The 16,821-nt window shown below is 45.6% G+C and carries 25 protein-coding genes; all 25 read left to right on the top strand.

Features of this window, described 5'->3' with window-relative positions:
• Positions 1-20 precede the first annotated feature (20 nt).
• Complete coding sequence (locus DFR58_RS00575) at positions 21-902, top strand: radical SAM protein (RefSeq protein WP_114295866.1); 882 nt, start codon at positions 21-23, stop codon at positions 900-902.
• Positions 903-916: 14 nt separating this feature from the next.
• Positions 917-1,441 (top strand): Holliday junction resolvase RecU, encoded by a 525-nt coding sequence (locus DFR58_RS00570; RefSeq protein ID WP_114295865.1) that lies wholly within the window; start codon positions 917-919, stop codon positions 1,439-1,441.
• 16 nt (positions 1,442-1,457) lie between these two features.
• Positions 1,458-1,790, top strand: a complete 333-nt coding sequence (locus tag DFR58_RS00565; RefSeq protein ID WP_114295864.1) for a hypothetical protein — start codon at positions 1,458-1,460, stop codon at positions 1,788-1,790.
• Between the two features lie 42 nt (positions 1,791-1,832).
• Complete coding sequence (locus DFR58_RS00560) at positions 1,833-2,594, top strand: ParA family protein (RefSeq protein ID WP_114295863.1); 762 nt, start codon at positions 1,833-1,835, stop codon at positions 2,592-2,594.
• A 62-nt stretch (positions 2,595-2,656) separates the two neighbouring features.
• A complete protein-coding gene (locus DFR58_RS00555; RefSeq protein ID WP_114295862.1) occupies positions 2,657-3,865 on the top strand; it encodes a ParB/RepB/Spo0J family partition protein in 1,209 nt (402 codons plus the stop codon).
• A 3-nt stretch (positions 3,866-3,868) separates the two neighbouring features.
• Positions 3,869-4,330, top strand: a complete 462-nt coding sequence (locus DFR58_RS00550) for a hypothetical protein (protein WP_114295861.1) — start codon at positions 3,869-3,871, stop codon at positions 4,328-4,330.
• Positions 4,327-4,974, top strand: coding sequence for a hypothetical protein (locus DFR58_RS00545; protein ID WP_114295860.1), 648 nt, complete (start codon positions 4,327-4,329; stop codon positions 4,972-4,974). The genes DFR58_RS00550 and DFR58_RS00545 overlap by 4 nt, the downstream gene beginning before the upstream one ends.
• An 18-nt stretch (positions 4,975-4,992) precedes the next feature.
• The gene (locus DFR58_RS00540) at positions 4,993-5,676 is read left to right on the top strand and encodes a hypothetical protein (protein ID WP_114295859.1); all 684 of its coding nucleotides are present in this window, start codon (positions 4,993-4,995) and stop codon (positions 5,674-5,676) included.
• Positions 5,677-5,678: 2 nt separating this feature from the next.
• Positions 5,679-5,879 carry a hypothetical protein gene (locus DFR58_RS00535; protein ID WP_114295858.1) on the top strand — a complete coding sequence of 67 codons (201 nt, stop codon included), beginning with the start codon at positions 5,679-5,681 and terminating at the stop codon, positions 5,877-5,879.
• Entirely contained in the window at positions 5,872-6,267 is a 396-nt protein-coding gene (locus DFR58_RS00530; protein ID WP_114295857.1) for a hypothetical protein, read from the top strand. Before DFR58_RS00535 ends, DFR58_RS00530 begins: the two co-directional genes overlap by 8 nt.
• A gap of 20 nt (positions 6,268-6,287) precedes the next feature.
• Positions 6,288-6,452 (top strand): hypothetical protein, encoded by a 165-nt coding sequence (locus tag DFR58_RS21705; protein WP_170137974.1) that lies wholly within the window; start codon positions 6,288-6,290, stop codon positions 6,450-6,452.
• Entirely contained in the window at positions 6,452-7,753 is a 1,302-nt protein-coding gene (locus DFR58_RS00525; protein WP_114295856.1) for a phosphoadenosine phosphosulfate reductase family protein, read from the top strand. Before DFR58_RS21705 ends, DFR58_RS00525 begins: the two co-directional genes overlap by 1 nt.
• 231 nt (positions 7,754-7,984) lie before the next feature.
• A complete protein-coding gene (locus DFR58_RS00520) occupies positions 7,985-9,310 on the top strand; it encodes a ParB/RepB/Spo0J family partition protein (protein ID WP_114295855.1) in 1,326 nt (441 codons plus the stop codon).
• Complete coding sequence (locus DFR58_RS00515) at positions 9,311-10,459, top strand: hypothetical protein (protein ID WP_114295854.1); 1,149 nt, start codon at positions 9,311-9,313, stop codon at positions 10,457-10,459. It begins immediately after the preceding gene.
• Positions 10,460-10,474: 15 nt separating this feature from the next.
• Positions 10,475-10,825 (top strand): hypothetical protein, encoded by a 351-nt coding sequence (locus DFR58_RS00510; RefSeq protein ID WP_114295853.1) that lies wholly within the window; start codon positions 10,475-10,477, stop codon positions 10,823-10,825.
• Positions 10,825-11,469 (top strand): hypothetical protein, encoded by a 645-nt coding sequence (locus tag DFR58_RS00505; RefSeq protein ID WP_114295852.1) that lies wholly within the window; start codon positions 10,825-10,827, stop codon positions 11,467-11,469. Before DFR58_RS00510 ends, DFR58_RS00505 begins: the two co-directional genes overlap by 1 nt.
• Positions 11,466-11,729, top strand: coding sequence for a hypothetical protein (locus DFR58_RS00500; RefSeq protein ID WP_114295851.1), 264 nt, complete (start codon positions 11,466-11,468; stop codon positions 11,727-11,729). Before DFR58_RS00505 ends, DFR58_RS00500 begins: the two co-directional genes overlap by 4 nt.
• Before the next feature lie 35 nt (positions 11,730-11,764).
• A complete protein-coding gene (locus DFR58_RS00495; RefSeq protein ID WP_147273126.1) occupies positions 11,765-12,031 on the top strand; it encodes a hypothetical protein in 267 nt (88 codons plus the stop codon).
• Entirely contained in the window at positions 12,028-12,330 is a 303-nt protein-coding gene (locus tag DFR58_RS00490) for a hypothetical protein (protein WP_114295849.1), read from the top strand. Before DFR58_RS00495 ends, DFR58_RS00490 begins: the two co-directional genes overlap by 4 nt.
• Positions 12,331-12,339: 9 nt before the next feature.
• Complete coding sequence (locus DFR58_RS00485; protein ID WP_114295848.1) at positions 12,340-12,771, top strand: RNA polymerase subunit sigma-24; 432 nt, start codon at positions 12,340-12,342, stop codon at positions 12,769-12,771.
• Between the two features lie 168 nt (positions 12,772-12,939).
• Entirely contained in the window at positions 12,940-13,347 is a 408-nt protein-coding gene (locus tag DFR58_RS00480; protein WP_114295847.1) for a YopX family protein, read from the top strand.
• 153 nt (positions 13,348-13,500) lie between these two features.
• Positions 13,501-13,722, top strand: coding sequence for a hypothetical protein (locus DFR58_RS00475; protein ID WP_114295846.1), 222 nt, complete (start codon positions 13,501-13,503; stop codon positions 13,720-13,722).
• A gap of 183 nt (positions 13,723-13,905) precedes the next feature.
• Positions 13,906-14,433: a ParB/Srx family N-terminal domain-containing protein gene (locus DFR58_RS00470; RefSeq protein WP_114295845.1), complete on the top strand. Its 528-nt coding sequence runs from the start codon at positions 13,906-13,908 to the stop codon at positions 14,431-14,433.
• A 2-nt stretch (positions 14,434-14,435) separates the two neighbouring features.
• Positions 14,436-14,939, top strand: a complete 504-nt coding sequence (locus DFR58_RS00465) for a hypothetical protein (RefSeq protein WP_114295844.1) — start codon at positions 14,436-14,438, stop codon at positions 14,937-14,939.
• On the top strand, positions 14,923-16,785 hold the full coding sequence (locus DFR58_RS00460) for a phage terminase large subunit family protein (RefSeq protein ID WP_242987341.1): 1,863 nt from the start codon (positions 14,923-14,925) through the stop codon (positions 16,783-16,785). Before DFR58_RS00465 ends, DFR58_RS00460 begins: the two co-directional genes overlap by 17 nt.
• The last annotated feature ends 36 nt before the right edge of the window (positions 16,786-16,821 follow it).

Below are 16,821 nucleotides of genomic sequence, written 5' to 3'. Positions count from 1 at the left end.
CAACAAGCGAAGGAGGAAGCATGAAAATAGGGTTAATAGATGTTGACGGGCATAACTTCCCGAACCTACCAATTATGAAATTATCAGCTTGGCATAAAAGCCGGGGGGATACCGTTGAATGGTGGATGGCTCTCAACAAATATGACATTGTCTACAAAAGCAAGGTATTCGACTTCGCTCCTGATATAAATACGGTAATACAAGCAGATCAAATTATTGAAGGTGGTACCGGATATAACCTGAAAGGCAAGCTCCCGGAAGAGGTAGAGCATATTATGCCAGACTACTCCCTATACCCTATGTACAAAGAAGCATATGGATTTCTTACGCGCGGCTGTCCAAGAAACTGCGGCTTCTGCATTGTGTCTGAAAAAGAAGGATTATGCTCGAAGCAAGTAGCAGACCTTTCCGAGTTTTGGACGGGGCAAAAAACAATTAAGCTCCTCGATCCTAACCTCCTAGCCTGCACCGAGCATGAAAAACTATTGAAGCAGCTCATAAATAGCAGGGCAAAGATTGACTTTACACAGGGGCTGGACGCAAGGCTGCTAAATCCGGATAACGCAAAGCTGATAAGCGAAATAAAAATAAACATGCTCCACTTTGCATGGGACAGCGTGGAGGACAATATAACCCCGTATATGCTTTGGCATTTCAAGAAGCTTTCCGGGCTAAACGAGAGGAAACTCGGGGTTTACGTCCTTACCAACTACAACAGCACACTCGAAGAGGACTTATACAGGATATACCGGTTAAGGGAGCTGGGGTACGACCCATACGTAATGGTTTACAACAAGACTGAGGCACCTAAGCAAATTAGGCACCTGCAGCGGTGGGTCAACAATAAATGGGTTTGGAGAACCTGCGAACGATTCGAGGACTTCAATACAAAACTGGCATAGAGGGGAGGTCACTCATGATAAACGAAAAACAGCTAAAACAATCTTGGCGAGGCAAAGTCAACAATGCCCAAGGACTTTTATTTGAAAACAGCATAAAGGCAGCCTGCCAGACTTACCGGAACCGGGGCATTGCAGAAATAGACAAAACACCCGAGCCCTTCAGGGTAACAAAGAAACACCCAAACGGAGAATTTACAGGCCGGTTCACCGCCCCGGCACAGCCTGACTTCCAAGGGACACTTTCCGAGGGCCGGTCTATTGTATTTGAAGCCAAATACACCACAACGGACCGAATGAAAAGGGATGTACTGACAACCGAGCAAATGGACGTGCTGGAATACCACCGTAAGCTTGGAGCCCTTACTGCGGTCTGTGCAGGTATTCAAGACAGACACTATTTCATTCCCTGGACCAGATGGCGGGACATGAAGCTTCATTATGGCAGGCAATACGTAACGCAGGCGGATGTGGAAAAGTACCGGGTGAGATTTACAGGAGCAGTAATGTTTCTGGACTATATACACCCGCAATCCAACTAACGAAAGGAGAATATGCATGCGTAAAAAAAGATGGAGAGCATTTGAGCTAGATGACATGTGTACGGTGGCAGCGAGAAGCTGGCAGGAAGCGGCAGAGTGGTTCATGAAGGAATGCGGTCTGGAGCGGGATGATATCAACTACCCGCCACCCGAGGTAGACATGAAAAGGCAGTACATGTCGTACACAATAAGACTCATACCGACAAAAAGACGGAGAAGGGCCACAGCCTATACTCTGGTCCCTTATGAAGGCTACCCTTGTGTAGATATACCACTAAAGAGGGCCTTGAGGTACGAACTCCGGAAAAACAAACCCCAAAAACCATTTATTCTAGCGGTATACCCATAAAACCAAACCCCAAAAAAAATAAACGAAAGCGAGGCAAATAAAATGCGAACAACATCTATTATAAACCTTAAGGGAGGGGTAGCAAAAACAATCACAGCAGCAAACATGGCACACATACTTGCAACGGTACATAACAAAAAAGTCCTGCTTATAGACAACGATAAGCAGGGCAACTCCTCCAAGCTTTACAACCTGCACAGCTATGACAGACAGGGAGTAGCGGATATCCTGACTACCCGCAACCCCTGCATGGAAGAAATTATTATACCTACCCAATACGAAAACCTAAACCTCATCCCCTGTAACATGACCCTGCTTAAAGCAAACCTTCAGGTAATGCTTGACACGACACGTCCCCAGCAAACACGCTTTAAGACAGCTCTCCGCTCCATAGCGAGCAATTATGACTATTGCATTATAGACAATGCGCCCGACATCAACATCAGCACCATAAATGCCTTGGTAGCCTCCGACGACATAATAATCCCTATTAAAATAGACAAGTTCGCATTTGACGGGCTTGCAGAGCTTAAGGAGCAGATTGATAACACCAAGGAGGACTTAAACCCGGAGCTTAACCTTAAGGGCTGCTTGATTACCTCCTACCAAAACAACGATGTAAATCGGCAGGGGGAGGAGTGGCTTAAGAATCAAAAGGAATACCCCGTCTTTAACACCCATATACGTCGCACCGAGAAGGTGGATGAAAGCACCTTTGCGGCAATGCCTATATTGGAGTACTCAAAGCGGAGCGGCGCGGCCCTCGACTACATTAAGCTTGTCGAAGAATACCTAGGCAAATAAAGTTGTCCGAAAAGTTGTCCAATTCGGACACATTCGGACACAACAAAAAAGGGGGAAAGTATATGGGGAAATTTAACCTTAATCAATTATTAAGCAATGCTTCATTGAACGACAATATGGCACAAGCAGGTCAGACAGGCCGGGAGCCAAAGAAAGCAAATAAAAGTAAGCAGCCGGGAAGCGGGATTATTCCAATAAGCGTTTATGACCTTATACCTTCAGAAGATAACTTTTACTCAATGCGCCAGATAGACGAACTTAAAACGGCGATTGAGCTTGCCGGAGGAGTAAAGCAAAATCTCAACGTTACCCCGCTCCCGAACGGTAAATACAAAGTGCTTGCAGGACACCGCCGCCGCCTTGCCTCCCTCGCCCTTGTAGAAGAGGGGAAGCGGGAATATGAATTTATCCCCTGCAGCATTGAGTCATCGGAAGAGGACGCGGCACTGCAGAAAATTAGGGAAGAGCTTTTGATTATACTAACCAATTCGCAAAGAGAAAAAACGGACTGGGATAAGGTAGAGGAAGTAAGGCGATTAAGAAGTGTGCTGGAGCGGTATAAGGAAAAAGCAAAGCTTCCGGGCCGCGTCCGTGAAATTATAGCAGACACATTAAACACATCGTCTACTCAGGTCGGGAGAATGGACGCAATATCAAGCAATCTTTCCCCTGAGTTTAAAGAAGAGCTGAAGCAAAGCAATGTCAACATCTCCACCGCTTACGAACTCTCCGGCCTCCCAGAGGAAAAGCAGCAGCAGGCCTACCAAGAATACAAAGATAAAGGAAGCCTATCTATCCAAGCCGTCAAAGACATAAAGGCTCAGAAAGAAGGGAAGGAGAAGCAGCCCCGGCAGCAGCCCCAAGCCCAAGACCAACCACAGCCGCAGCAACCAACACCAAAAGAGCAGGCTCCGAAGCGGGAAGAGCAGCACCCGGAAGCGGTCCCTATACCTCAAAACCCAAAGCCGCTAAAAATATATGTCTGCTCCCCATACGGCGGGAAGGAAGAAAACTACCTTAAGGCAGTCGAATACTGCAAGCATGTAGCAGCACAAGGACATATACCCTTTGCAAGCCATGTCATGCTGCACGGCATATTAAATGACAATGGGGAGCGGGATAAAGGCATTACCGCAGGGTTTGAAATGGTTAAATTATCAGATGAAATATGGACCTTTGGGGAAACAATCACTCCCGGCATGGCGGCAGAAATTGACCTCGCGCAAAGGCTGGGAAAGCTGGTATATAAAAAATTTATTGAGGAGGATTAGACAATGGAAAGACTGGCTACTTTAGAAGGCACGGTTATTTTACCCTTAAGAGAATATGAGGCTTTAAAGCAGGAAGCTGAGAAATTGGAAGAGCTGCGAAGAGATATCTCCAAATGCTCAGAAGTTGAAGTTACTGGGACGGAGGATTCACTGGAAGGAACAACGACAGAAATAACAGTCGATAAAGCAAAAATACTTGCAATAGCCGCGGATTATTCCCTGTGGGGCCATTCTGACCTTGACTGGTTAGACACTGCAGATGCTGTGGTTACACTAAAAGAACCAGAAGAACCCAACAGAATAACGGAACTACTAAAGAACATAGCAGACCTGCAGGAAGCGGGAATGCTTAAAACTCTCGAAATGCTTGCTGTCGAAAACCCGAATTTAGACAGCATATCCGAGCTTAATGAAATCATAGCGGAGGAAATGTCTTATTGGGATGATGAGGGAGGGGGCTTATGATTGACTGCATAACCAGAAAAGATATGAAATTTGGCGGCTATTTCATACCTGCAAGGAGCAAAGGCGTGATAATAAATAAGCCGCAATACGATAAAGTTGTCCCCGGCCTGAACCTTTTAATATCGATCTCCCTGTACAACATGCGCACCGAGGAGGAGCGCAAAGAGGGAGTACCTCTGTCCCATGTAGAGAGGCGGAACGAACTTGAGAGCATGGACGGAAGCAGCAGCGCGAGGATGATCGGCATTGTCGTATGTGCAGACGGCAACCAGGTCTACATAGACGGAGGCCATAAATTCTACGAAGATGCCCACCTGACAGGGCGGCAAATTGAAAGAATTCTCGGTCAAATACCTCCGGGGCTACATACAGACGAATACAGGAAGGATTACAAAATCAGACATGTTATAGACTACATGGAAAACGACTTTGCGGAGTGGGTTGGCCTCAACTGTGAGTTTAAGCCCCTGACAAAGCAAGACATAGAAAACGGAGAGGGCTTTGACGGAGCTGCACCGGGAGACAGAGTACTATCAGACGCAGGGCTGGAGGCATTTTTCTCAAAGCAGCGCGAGCATCAGAACAAGCTTGAAGCGGCCACGGGGTTTACATATGGCTTCAAGGGCGGTCTTATTTGGGATTAAGGGGAGGAGATTAGAGATATGGAAAAACCGATCCTGTTTTCTACAAGCATGGTAAAAGCGATATTAGCCGGACGCAAGACGCTAACACGGAGAATTATCAAGCGAGTACCACCGGAAACACATAGGTTTGAGGAAATGGATGATGGGACCTTTGAGGCATACTGGGGAGGATACGCGCCAGACATACCGGCCTTTATAGATGGATGTACCCGAATGAAGTTTAGGCCTTATTGCCTTCCGGGGGATATCTTGTGGGTAAAGGAAACTTGGCATTACGAAACCCACATGCATGATCTGACTGCAGGTGAACCCGACCTGCCAAGCGGGAGATATTCACATCGGTATATCTACAGGGCCAGCAATCCGGTTTACCCGGTTGACGTCGGAGTTGCAGAGCATGGCTGGCGACCTTCCATCCATATGCCGCGTGAAGCAGCTCGGATATTACTCAAAGTTACTGACGTTAGCGCGGAACGCCTGCAGGACATAACAGAGGAGGAAGCAAGGCGTGAGGGAGCCGTAAAAACATACCCATATACCTGCCCGGTGACAGGAAAAACAGCGCATATGCAGGATGACAATGGCACTTTTCGGGATGGATTTGCTTGCATATGGGACAGTCTCAACGCAGCTCGCGGATTTGGATGGGACACAAACCCGTGGGTATGGGTTATTGAATTTGAGCGGGAAGGAGTGAAGTAACAATGTTCATACATTGCAGGAACTCGGACTGCATCAACTATCTTGAAGATAGCTGCATGATAAATCTTAACGGGGATGTTGTACATTTCAATGAATACGGAAACTGCGAAGACTTTGCGCAAGGTACCAACGATGCATACGAGCTAATGGAGGAAGCTGCACTTGAAGAGGCTAATCGGGAAGCGGGTGATAACAATGACTAAACTTGGACGCTGCCGATACTGCAGCGAAGCAATAATAGCCAACTATCCCGAAGATGCTACAGAGGAAGAAAAAACAGCACTGGCAACAAGCCTTTGCTCTTGTTCGTGGGCAAAAAGAGAAGTAGGACGGAAGCGGGAAATAGAGAGGGCAAAGGAGCGGGTACAGCAGCTCTTCGGGACAGATGCCAAGAAAGTGGGGTTTGAGCCTATAGCAAAAGAGGAAATACATAATCTCCTGAATGGGCTTATTGAATTAATCTCAAATGACATTATCAAGGGGGGGGCTATCCAGATAGACGGGATAACAAAGGCCAAGATATCAGTTTCGGCTAAAGGCAAAATCAACATCGAGCGGGTACAGACCACCAAGTATAAGCTTGAGGCCTGATTCAAAGCGCGGAGGTAAACATGGAAATTGAACTTTTTTACACAGAGGAAGAAAGAGAAGAACGAATATTCCAGTGGCTTGAGAGGCTGGATGTTATTGCGGAAAGCTACGGAAAGCCGACAGCAATAAACGTATACCGCAAGAGTCGGAGAATCACGGCGGTATTCAAGGAGGGGGCAGCGTAATGTACATAAGCTATGAAGATCTTACAATAGAACAAAACAAGGATCTGGATTACAAAATAGCTGAAGCAGTTAAAGCCATAGCAGCAGCACTAAAAGTATGCAGGCACAGGTGCGCTCTTGCCTTCAGCGGTGGCAAGGACAGCACGGTATTATGGCACATAATAAGGACGCACTTCCCTGAGACGGTTGATCGCCTTGTAGTCATATACGGAAACACCGGGATAGAGTATCCGGAATGCCTTAAGTTCTCACGCCAACTACCAAAGGACTGGAAGTGTAACTTCTGCGAAGCCACACCACTTAAAACAGAATGCCCGTGCTATAAATACAAAGCCCAGCAAGAGATCCTTCAGCATGTCATAAACCAAAAGCAACTTAACTGGATATTGAAAGAGGATGGGAAGCTTAAAAGCACGGCGACGCTGGAGGCCATGTGTCCGCCGCACCTGCAGGAGAAGTTTGAGCGGGAGCGGCTTATCTGGCCCGAAGGCACAACAAAATCATACTGGTGGTGTACTGATCAATACGGCTGGCCGCTATTAGGCAAAGCATTTTCAAGACTCAAAGCCCACCGCATAAATATAGACTGCTTCCTCCGGTATTCAAAAAGCCAGAGCGAGGACGCAAAGCTTCTTGCATACTATGAGATTCTTAGTGAGGTCAAAATCTCACAGGCCTGCTGCGATATCCTGAAAAAAGAGCCAAGCGAAAAAGTACAGGCAGACTATGACGTTGATGTAATATTCAAAGGTTTAATGGCGGCTGAATCCCGCTCCCGGCAGACAAATTTCATATCAAGAGGGTACCTGTTCAAATCCAGCAGGCCGCACCTTGAAAAGTCAGGCGATCCGTTCTGGCATTGTAATCCTATAAGCATTTGGACGGATGATGATATATGGAAATACATTCACCGGTTCAATGTGCCTTACTCAACTTTGTATGACATGGGCTGGACGGATGCAGACGGCAAATTTCACAAAATTAAGCGCAATGGCTGCATGGGATGTGGTACAGACCTCTTATTCCAAAATAACCATATGGCAATGTTACGCCGTACCCATCAAAAGCAATGGGAGGCCATAATGCGTAAGGGCATGGCGGCGGAGATACAGAAACTCCAAATAGCGAAAAGAAACGGTCAGCCCTCCCTCTTCGACGTACTACAGACAACGGAAGAGCTGCTTGATACAAGGCCCTGCATCTTTGACAGGGTAGATAGGCTGGTACTGAAGGATGACACTTGGATAGAAGCGGAGCCAGACTTTGATCCGGATTCGGATGAAATAGATATAGCATCCTAAAAATCGAGTCGGAAGGAGGAGTTTATATTAGTTATTTTGGACCATGCCCTGAATGTGAAGGGAGCCTTTACCTTGAAAGCATCGTGCCGGATTGGGATGATACAGGGGAGCATGAAAGCTATATCTTGAGATGCAGCATCTGCGACTATTCCGAGGATGCAGACTGGTACGATGGAGAATCCGAGGAATGATGTATTTCAAAGAACGGAAAAATATGAAAGGAGCTTTTAGATGATTGAATCTATAGACATAAACAAAATTTACCCGCATCCGAATAATCCCCGCAAAGACTTAGGGGATCTTTACGAGCTTGCGGAAAGCATAAAGGGTAAGGGCATACTGCAAAACTTAACGGTAGTTCCGCGTCCGGAAGCGGGTACCTATACCGCAATAATCGGACACCGCCGCCTTGCCGCAGCAAAGCTGGCAGGACTGACGGAAGTCCCCTGTGTCATAGCCGACATGGATGAAAAGGATCAGGTCGCGACGATGCTCCTTGAGAACATGCAGCGGAATGACCTTACAATTTGGGAGCAGGCCCAAGGCATGCAGTTAATGCTTGACCTCGGGGAAACGGTTAACGACATATCTCAAAAAACAGGGTTTTCCTACTCGACCGTCCGCCGCCGTGTCAAGCTGCTGGAACTGGACAGTGACAAGCTCAAGGCATCGGTCGAGCGAGGAGCTACCCTGATGGACTACGCGGAATTGGATAAGATCCAAGATGTTGACCTAAAAAATAAAGTCCTTGACAAAATCGGGACGCCCAATTTCAAATGGGAACTTCAGCAAGCAGTAGACGGAGAAAAAAGAGAAGCGAATATTGCACTAACAATATCCCAATTAGAAAAATTCGCAACACAGGTCAATAACAGCGCAGGGCTACAGCAGGTAAAAACCTATTACACCTCTGCCGGCAACAACCCCGAAGTTACTGCCCCCGATGATACCGACACCGTGGAATACTTTTTTGAGGCATCAAAACACGGTTACATCACGCTCTACAAAAAAGGATCACAGACAGCGGCCAGTGCATCCAGCACAGAAGCCGAGGATGAAAAATATGAGAATGAAAAATATAAAGAACGGCAACAGCGGAGTACTGCATTGGGCGAAATAACAAAGAGGGCATATCAGCTCAGACGGACTTTCGTCAAAGAAATTTCAAGCACAAAAGCAAAAAAGAACACGGCAATCATAATTGAATACCTGTTTAGGGCTATAATGCGGGACTGCATCGAGTATACTGAGGATTTCGGCGATATCCTTAACATTAAGGTTGAAACGGGGGAATATGGCGAATGGAGCTTTGAAAGCATTGCCGAACAGGTAAAGACTCAGCCGGAGCGCAGCCTGCTTATTGCCGTATACACAGCATTTGACTCTCCTCACTATAAATACTACAACTATTTTAATCAATACGAAGAGGATGAGGAGCTTAACACGGTCTATGACTTCCTCGAAAAATTCGGTTACGAATTATCCGATGAGGAGCGGGCCATGCGCGATGGAACCCACGAGCTGCTTGAGAAAAATGATAACACTGAGGGTGAGTAAATGGGATTGAAGCGTAACTGGACATACGAAGAGGAGGCCTACCTCTCGGATAACTGGGGACGCATGTCTGTACCCAGCCTTATGAAAAAACTGGACCGCTCACAGAACGCCATAATGATGCACGTCCAACGACTGGGGTTATCGGCCTTTTTAGAAAGCGGGGAATACATCACTTTAAATCAGCTCCTTCAGGCGGTGACTGGCTCTAAGGCCAGCTACTCATACAAGATGAAAAGCTGGGTAAAAAACAGAGGACTCCCTGTACATGATAAGCGCAATAATCAATGCACTTGGCGGGTTGTTTACATAGACGAGTTTTGGAAATGGGCCGAAAAAAATAGGGGCTTCATAGATTTTTCAAAAATGGAGCCTCTCATACTCGGCAAGGAACCAGCATGGGTAGCCGAACAGAGGAAGAGGGACTTTCAGGCCCATGCCATCCAAAGAAAAGATCCGTGGACTCCCGAGGAAGATGCTCGCCTGAAAGACTACCTCAAGCAATTCAAATATGGGCATGCGGAACTTTCAAGGATGCTGGGACGTTCATCCGGAGCAATCCAACGCCGGATATGCGACCTGAAGCTAAAAGAGAGGCCTTTAAAAGCAGATAATCACAAGTCGTGGGAAGATAAGCATTTTCAAACTCTTGCAGATATGATTCGTGCTGGTTGCAGCTATGGGGCAATAGGTGAAGCTCTCGGGAAATCAGAAAAGGCCGTCCGGGGCAGGGTATTTGACTTCTACCGCACCGAGGATACCGACAAGGTACGCAAGATGCTTGGTAATGGTCCTTGGGGAACCGGCAAGCCGGAGTTAACGACATTTGAAGCCAGACGGCGTGTCCCTGTAAAAAAGGATTTGGCGAGATTCGCTGAGTTGCTGCTAATCAGGCGTAACCAGCTTGGATATGAACCATACTGGCAGCGGCACATGTGTATGAAATGGCATGACATTAAAGGCTGCACCGCAGGCTGTGCAAATTGCGATGAATGTACTGAGTTTGAGAGAATTAAACCTCAATACTGTGTGCGTTGCGGAGGCACCTTTTTTGAGCAGGAGCAGAATAAAATTTGTGGGCCGTGCAGAATAGCCCGGAAAAAGCAGCACCAAAAGAAATGGCGTGCTTTGCACCAACAAAAACAACACTGAAGATGGAGGGTAACCATGAAAAAGAGGAACTGCAGAAAGACAGAGGCCGAGCGGCAGGCGCATGAAACGGCTGTTAAGCTCCGCAAAATGACCGATGGGCAGATATGCGAATTTATCAATGGCACCTTTGACAGCGGTGTACAGGAAGGAATACGCCAGAGCAGTAAAAAGGCAAGTGCTACGGTAGACACCGCTGTTCATGATGCAGCAATAGCCGCCAAAAAATATGAATACGAAGATATGATGCTGAGAATTAAAGACATAAAAGGTATTGGAGCTGCGACTATTGCCAAGATAACAGAAGCTTTCCGGGACAAGAGCGGGAAGCGGGAAAACGGAAGCGGGATCATAAAGGGGGAGATGTAATGGAGCGTACAAACAAAAACGAAAGTCCTTTAGATATAACTTGCCGACTTTATGTGGCATGCGAAAAACTTAAAGAGGCTCTGAAAGAATACAAAGACACCGGGCTGACTCCGGAAGAGATACGATATGTCAGAAACAATTATACATTAAACAAGTGGGAGAACGTGCCGGACGAAGAATTAAAAAAGATTCTTAGCAGGGCAATGCAAAGCAGCTACGGGGTGACGCTTGAGCAGGTGCAGGAACTTGCCAAAGCCAAAGAGGAAGGTAGGATCATACTGCTGCCGGTGCCGATTGGAGGGACTATCTTTGTGCCGTACAAATATAAAGATGTTGACGGCACAATTGAATCAGGCATCGAGGAAGCAAAGCTCTCCGGGTACGTCAAAGAGGGCGACAAGGAATTCTACACCACTTATGATGAACGCGGTTGTAATGATTATGAGCCAGGAAGCTTCTATCTGACAAGAGAAGAGGCGGAGCCAGCACTGGTAGACTTAGAAGCGGAAGAATACGGGAGCGAGGCAGAGGAAGGGAAGTGCCGAGTATGCGGTTGCACTTGGAATACGCCATGCGAAGGGGGCTGTTACTGGGTAGAAGACGATCTGTGCAGCAAGTGCGCGGAAGAAATGGAGGATATATGACTGGATATGAACAATTTGTATCGTCCTGCCCTAAACTTAAGCCGGGGAAAATTGCGAGACTTTGGGAGCTTAAAATAGACAGAAATATTGAAAATTTAACTGTCTTTTGCCGTGAATTTTTGGCGCAGAAAGGTTTTGAATTTACAGGTACAGCCAGAGAAGAAAACGGCGGAATTAATGCAGTTTTTAACAATTCTTTTATGTTTGCCGGGGCCTGTCAAGATGGCGAAAAACTGGCAATCCGCTTAATACAGTTATGATGCAGGTGGGCGGAAGAAATGGAGGCGAAAGGCATATGAAAGCAAACAGCAATACTCAGGGCGGAGATATTAGAATCCGCATGAAACAGAATGTCAGGCCAGAACTTATAATCTTTGCAAAGCCCGGAACTGTCCTCAAGGCAGGCATGATATATCAAGCAATATCAAACCGGCGCGGAGCGATAAGTGGACTTTGTGATAACGGGGAATATCCTGGTGTCAGGCCGGGGGAATTTGAATTTGTTGAAGCACCAGAATGGGTGCTAAAGATATGGAGTAAGCATGAGGAGGAAAGCCAATGAAAAACAAAAGCAGTACAAAGAAACCCAAAGAAAAAGAAATTGATCCTTCGCTGCTCCGACCCTTCACCATCGACACAGATATCTTAATCTTACAGCTAATGGTAGAGGATAAGGCAACACCCAAGCAAACAGCATTGTTCCTCGGGAGAGATGTAGAGCAGGTCGAGGAGCATATTAATTTCCTGCAGAGTAGCGGGAGAGCAAATATAATACATAAATACCTCATGGGTCACAAGGGGGTATATGCAAGAAGGTATGCCAAAATGAAGCGGGTTGAAAGGGCAAAGGCTACAGGATAAGGAGGCCGTATGGATAAGACAAAGGATTTACGACAGATTCATAGTTTAAAGAAAGAAATAGAGCTGCTTAAAAAACAAATAGACGGGTGCTGGGGAAGGGAATTAACAGATCCTGTTACCGACTCCGTAACCGGGTCTTATCCTGAATTCCCATATATAGAACACGTTATAAAAGTAACCGGAATGACGGACGGAGGGTATATCAAGAAAGTAAGCAGGCTCAAGAAACAATTAACCAGAAGGCTTGCGGAGCTTATGGATAAGGTTGAGGCTGCTAATGAGTACATAGCGGGGGTAGACGATAGTGAGGTAAGAATGATATTGCAATGCAGGTATATCAATGGGATGACATGGGAGCAGATAGAAGCGGAGCTTGGGATAAATTACAGGACAGCACAGCGTAAATTCAGTAATTGGCAGAAAAATAAAAAGTGTCGTTGATTGTCGCGGTATTCCTGTGTTATTATTAAGATGAAAATTCATGTTAAGTTCTCCTTTCGGCCTTCGGATAAAACTGAGGGCTTATTATTTTGGGTTTGAAACTTTAACTGTGGATTAATAACTTTAACTGTGGTATAGTAAACCATAATTTAGTTTGGAGGTTATATTATGCATAATTTAGCATTTAGAGCATGGGATAAGAAAAACAAGCGTATGTTTTATGCTGGTTCCTTAAGTGGTGTTGGCGATTTCTATATGGCACAACATAAAGATGATATAAATTTCTATGAGCGTTTTCTAATTGACTACGAATGGACCCGAAGCACTGGAATTGAGAGTTACAATCGTAAGACAATATTTGAGAACGACATAGTAAAAGATGATACAAACATATATGTAGTTCGGTTTGGCAACTATAAGGCAAATAACAATCGCATATATAACAATGAGGTAGCCTACGGATTCTACATTGAGTCTCTTTCCCATAAGGGGGTAATAGACCACGCTACAAGGATTGAATATTATGAGGTTATCGGTAATATCTACGAGAACCCAGAATTCTTGGAGGATAAATAAGCAATGAACCAACTTAACCTGCCAGAATTCAAATTAAGTTCTCCTTTCGGCCTTCGGATAAAACCGGGGGCTTATTATTTTTAACAATTATGAGAACTGTCCAGAATTAATAAACCTGAGACGGTTTTTTTATATTTAAAATTGGAGGCACATATGAAAATTAAAGATATTCAAAGCAGGGACTTTTACCCACCGCCGAGGCCACAAAAACCAGAAGATAAGACGGCATATGTATTTCGATACAGAAGCGGCCCATACATTATCGTGGCAGCGCATAACACCAAGGAAGTGCTTGCAGAATGTTACACGAAGCTTGGATTGAAGCGGAGGACTAAGAAGCTGGAAGCGGCAGGCTGGCACCTAGAAGCTGCATAAGAAGGATTGGGAACGATGTATACCATACATAGGCGTTCGGCACCACTTGTCAATCTAACTGGTAGGTACTTCCAGAGTTTGGGAAGCCTTGCGGTGCTGGCGAACCCCAAGAAAGGCCTAGATACAAACTCAAAAATTTAGTTTCGTTTCCGATCACTTTACATAAAAAAGGAGGTTTGCAACATGACTAAAATGCCCGGTAATATTGAGCTTATTGACATTTCTATGCTTAAACCGTATGAGAGAAATTCCCGCACTCATTCGGAAAGCCAATTGCAGAAGATTGCAGACTCAATAAAAGAATTTGGTTTCACTAACCCGGTGCTTATTGACAATGATAACAGCATAATCGCCGGACACGGCAGAGTGATAGCAGCAGGACTGCTTAAAATGGATAGGGTGCCGTGCATCCGGATTGGCTACATGACAAAAGCTCAGAAAAAAGCATACATAATAGCCGACAACAAACTTGCCGAGCAGGCCGGATGGGATGAAGAGTTACTTAGGATTGAACTGGGGGAATTAAACAGTTTGGATTATGATATTGGGGTAATTGGATTGTCCGAAGGAGAGATAAAAAAGCTTCTTGAACCTCCAGAGAAAAAAGAACCATCCTCCAACGTTAAGAAAAAGAAAAATGACTCGGTATTCATATGCCCACACTGCGGGAAAGAGATAGATGGAAAAATAACACTGACAGCGGGTGAGTGACTATGGCAAACGGAGCCCTATACAGTACCTCGGTAATTGCAAAGCTTTTTAATGTAACCGAACGGACTATTAACAACCTTACTAAGGATGGCATAATAACAAGAGCGGAGAGGGGCAAGTACGATCTTGTTCCTACTGTGCAGGCGTATGTTAAATACCTTCAGGAAAAGGCGTTCGGAAAAAACGTTGCATCGGGCGATTATCACAGCGAAAAGACGGCCCATGAAAGAATTAAACGTCAGATGGCAGAACTGACACTGGCGAAAATGAAAGCCGAGCTGCTTGATGCATATATTGTTGAACGGGTTATGTCGGAAATGAATGTGGGAATTCGGAACAAAATACTGTCTATACCGCAGAAACTAGCTCCAAAACTGACGAATATAGGGGAAAGCAGTGAGATATATGATGTATTAAACAATGAATTACGGGAGGTGCTTACGGAACTATCGGAGTATGACCCGGCGCAATTTATAGAGGGTGAGGGATTTGAGGTCGGAAACTAAGATACTTAGGCGAGCATATAAATTACTTGCCCCACCACCTGACTTAAAAATCAGCGAATGGGCAGAAGAAAACATGGTGTTATCCAGAGAGTATGCCGGAGAACCCGGCAAATACCATGTTGACAGGGCACCGTACCAGCGGGAAATGATGGACTCCGTATGCGACCCAAAAATTCAAAAGACTGTGTTTATGACATCCAGCCAGATAGGGAAAAACACTATAATAAATAACGTTATAGGGTACTACATTGATGTAGACCCTGGACCCATGATCATAGTTGAACCTACGCTGAATTTTGCAAAGGATTACTCCAAAAGAAGGCTTGCACCGATGATACGGGATGTTAAGGTGCTTTCTCAAAAAGTGTCCGATGAAAAAAGTCGTGACTCGGACAACACGATATTGATGAAAACCTTTCCCGGAGGTTTCCTGACACTGATTGGAGCAAATGCCCCCCGTGAGCTGGCAGGAAGGCCCATAAGAATAATACTGGCAGATGAAATTGACGGGTACTGCGACAGTGCCGGAAAAGAAGGAGATCCCCTGATGCTGATTGAAAAAAGGGCGATCACCTTCTGGAATAAGAAATTTATATATGTTTCGACCCCGCTCATAAAAGGGGCTTCCAGAATAGAAGAGGAATACGAAAAGGGCACCCAAGAGGAATGGAGAGTTGAATGTCCTCACTGCGGGGGCTTTTTTTATATTCTTTTTAAGGATATTCGGTTTAAATACAACAAGTACAAGCGCAAGAACAGGACCGTATATGAAGTACTGGAAGTAAAATGGCGTTGCCCTGCGTGCATGGAAGAATACCCAGAACACACAATGAAAAGGCAGCCTGCAAAGTGGGAGGCAAATAACCCTGAAGCGGAAGGGATAAGGAGCTTCAAAGTAAATGCGTTTTCTTCCCCGTGGTATAAGTGGAAGGACATAATAAAAGAATTCCTTGAATCTAAGGATGATCCTGAGAAACTGAAAGTGTTCACCAACACCGTACTGGGAGAGTCGTGGGAAGACATAGGGGACATTGAAGACGAGGACTTCCTGGTAAACCGCAGGGAGGAGTATGAGGCGGACTTGCCTGACGGGGTATTACTCCTGACATGCGGAGTTGATACCCAAATTGATAGGTTTGAATATGAAATTGTGGGGTGGGGAAGATTTGAGGAAAGCTGGGGAATAGAAAAAGGCCATATTTGGGGAAGTCCGGATGAAGAATCTACTCAGGAAAGGCTCATAGACAAAATAACTCAGGTATGGAGATTTGCCGATGGCAAGGGATTGACTGCAGCAATAACCTTCGTGGACTCGGGAGGGCCTTTCCCCAAGAAGATATATAAATTCTGCAAAAAAAATGAGAGCAAAAGAGTTTTTGCAATAAAAGGTAGAGGCAATGCGGGTGTACCGTTTACAGACCTTCCGAAAAGGACAAAGGCGGAAAAAGCTCTGCTATTTATTCTTGGAGTCGATGAAGGCAAGGCAAGCATAATGTACAGCCTTAAGATTCAGGAAGTGGGACCAAGGTATTGCCATTTCCCCAAGGACGAAAAGAGAGGATACAACAGAGAATATTTCAGGGGACTGCTCTCTGAAAAGATGGTGCCCCGTAAAAAGGACGGGAGAATAAAGTTAGCATGGGAGAAGGTGAGGACGGATGTCGGGAATGAGCCTCTTGACTGCAGGAACTATGCACTTGCGGCACAAAGATTCCTGAACGTGGACTTTGACGCGCTGGAAAAACGGTTAAAAGCCCTGCCGCCGAGAGTACAAAACACTGCAGGCAAACAGCAAAACAAGCCCCAAAAACGCTCTGGCTGCGTAAAAAAAGGGATGGAATTTTAAGAAAACTGTACAAATTTATAAAAAATTAATTAAAAA

Source organism: Anaerobacterium chartisolvens (assembly GCF_003337415.1).
Lineage (GTDB): Bacteria > Bacillota > Clostridia > Acetivibrionales > DSM-27016 > Anaerobacterium > Anaerobacterium chartisolvens.
This window is presented reverse-complemented; position numbering and strand designations above follow the sequence as displayed.

What these genes read in the sequence shown, in the direction of transcription:
- DFR58_RS00575 (WP_114295866.1), top strand. Translation starts at nt 21, where the DNA reads ATGAAAATAGGGTTAATAGATGTTGACGGGCATAACTTCCCGAACCTA.
- DFR58_RS00570 (WP_114295865.1), top strand. Translation starts at nt 917, where the DNA reads ATGATAAACGAAAAACAGCTAAAACAATCTTGGCGAGGCAAAGTCAAC.
- DFR58_RS00565 (WP_114295864.1), top strand. Translation starts at nt 1,458, where the DNA reads ATGCGTAAAAAAAGATGGAGAGCATTTGAGCTAGATGACATGTGTACG.
- DFR58_RS00560 (WP_114295863.1), top strand. Translation starts at nt 1,833, where the DNA reads ATGCGAACAACATCTATTATAAACCTTAAGGGAGGGGTAGCAAAAACA.
- DFR58_RS00555 (WP_114295862.1), top strand. Translation starts at nt 2,657, where the DNA reads ATGGGGAAATTTAACCTTAATCAATTATTAAGCAATGCTTCATTGAAC.
- DFR58_RS00550 (WP_114295861.1), top strand. Translation starts at nt 3,869, where the DNA reads ATGGAAAGACTGGCTACTTTAGAAGGCACGGTTATTTTACCCTTAAGA.
- DFR58_RS00545 (WP_114295860.1), top strand. Translation starts at nt 4,327, where the DNA reads ATGATTGACTGCATAACCAGAAAAGATATGAAATTTGGCGGCTATTTC.
- DFR58_RS00540 (WP_114295859.1), top strand. Translation starts at nt 4,993, where the DNA reads ATGGAAAAACCGATCCTGTTTTCTACAAGCATGGTAAAAGCGATATTA.
- DFR58_RS00535 (WP_114295858.1), top strand. Translation starts at nt 5,679, where the DNA reads ATGTTCATACATTGCAGGAACTCGGACTGCATCAACTATCTTGAAGAT.
- DFR58_RS00530 (WP_114295857.1), top strand. Translation starts at nt 5,872, where the DNA reads ATGACTAAACTTGGACGCTGCCGATACTGCAGCGAAGCAATAATAGCC.
- DFR58_RS21705 (WP_170137974.1), top strand. Translation starts at nt 6,288, where the DNA reads ATGGAAATTGAACTTTTTTACACAGAGGAAGAAAGAGAAGAACGAATA.
- DFR58_RS00525 (WP_114295856.1), top strand. Translation starts at nt 6,452, where the DNA reads ATGTACATAAGCTATGAAGATCTTACAATAGAACAAAACAAGGATCTG.
- DFR58_RS00520 (WP_114295855.1), top strand. Translation starts at nt 7,985, where the DNA reads ATGATTGAATCTATAGACATAAACAAAATTTACCCGCATCCGAATAAT.
- DFR58_RS00515 (WP_114295854.1), top strand. Translation starts at nt 9,311, where the DNA reads ATGGGATTGAAGCGTAACTGGACATACGAAGAGGAGGCCTACCTCTCG.
- DFR58_RS00510 (WP_114295853.1), top strand. Translation starts at nt 10,475, where the DNA reads ATGAAAAAGAGGAACTGCAGAAAGACAGAGGCCGAGCGGCAGGCGCAT.
- DFR58_RS00505 (WP_114295852.1), top strand. Translation starts at nt 10,825, where the DNA reads ATGGAGCGTACAAACAAAAACGAAAGTCCTTTAGATATAACTTGCCGA.
- DFR58_RS00500 (WP_114295851.1), top strand. Translation starts at nt 11,466, where the DNA reads ATGACTGGATATGAACAATTTGTATCGTCCTGCCCTAAACTTAAGCCG.
- DFR58_RS00495 (WP_147273126.1), top strand. Translation starts at nt 11,765, where the DNA reads ATGAAAGCAAACAGCAATACTCAGGGCGGAGATATTAGAATCCGCATG.
- DFR58_RS00490 (WP_114295849.1), top strand. Translation starts at nt 12,028, where the DNA reads ATGAAAAACAAAAGCAGTACAAAGAAACCCAAAGAAAAAGAAATTGAT.
- DFR58_RS00485 (WP_114295848.1), top strand. Translation starts at nt 12,340, where the DNA reads ATGGATAAGACAAAGGATTTACGACAGATTCATAGTTTAAAGAAAGAA.
- DFR58_RS00480 (WP_114295847.1), top strand. Translation starts at nt 12,940, where the DNA reads ATGCATAATTTAGCATTTAGAGCATGGGATAAGAAAAACAAGCGTATG.
- DFR58_RS00475 (WP_114295846.1), top strand. Translation starts at nt 13,501, where the DNA reads ATGAAAATTAAAGATATTCAAAGCAGGGACTTTTACCCACCGCCGAGG.
- DFR58_RS00470 (WP_114295845.1), top strand. Translation starts at nt 13,906, where the DNA reads ATGACTAAAATGCCCGGTAATATTGAGCTTATTGACATTTCTATGCTT.
- DFR58_RS00465 (WP_114295844.1), top strand. Translation starts at nt 14,436, where the DNA reads ATGGCAAACGGAGCCCTATACAGTACCTCGGTAATTGCAAAGCTTTTT.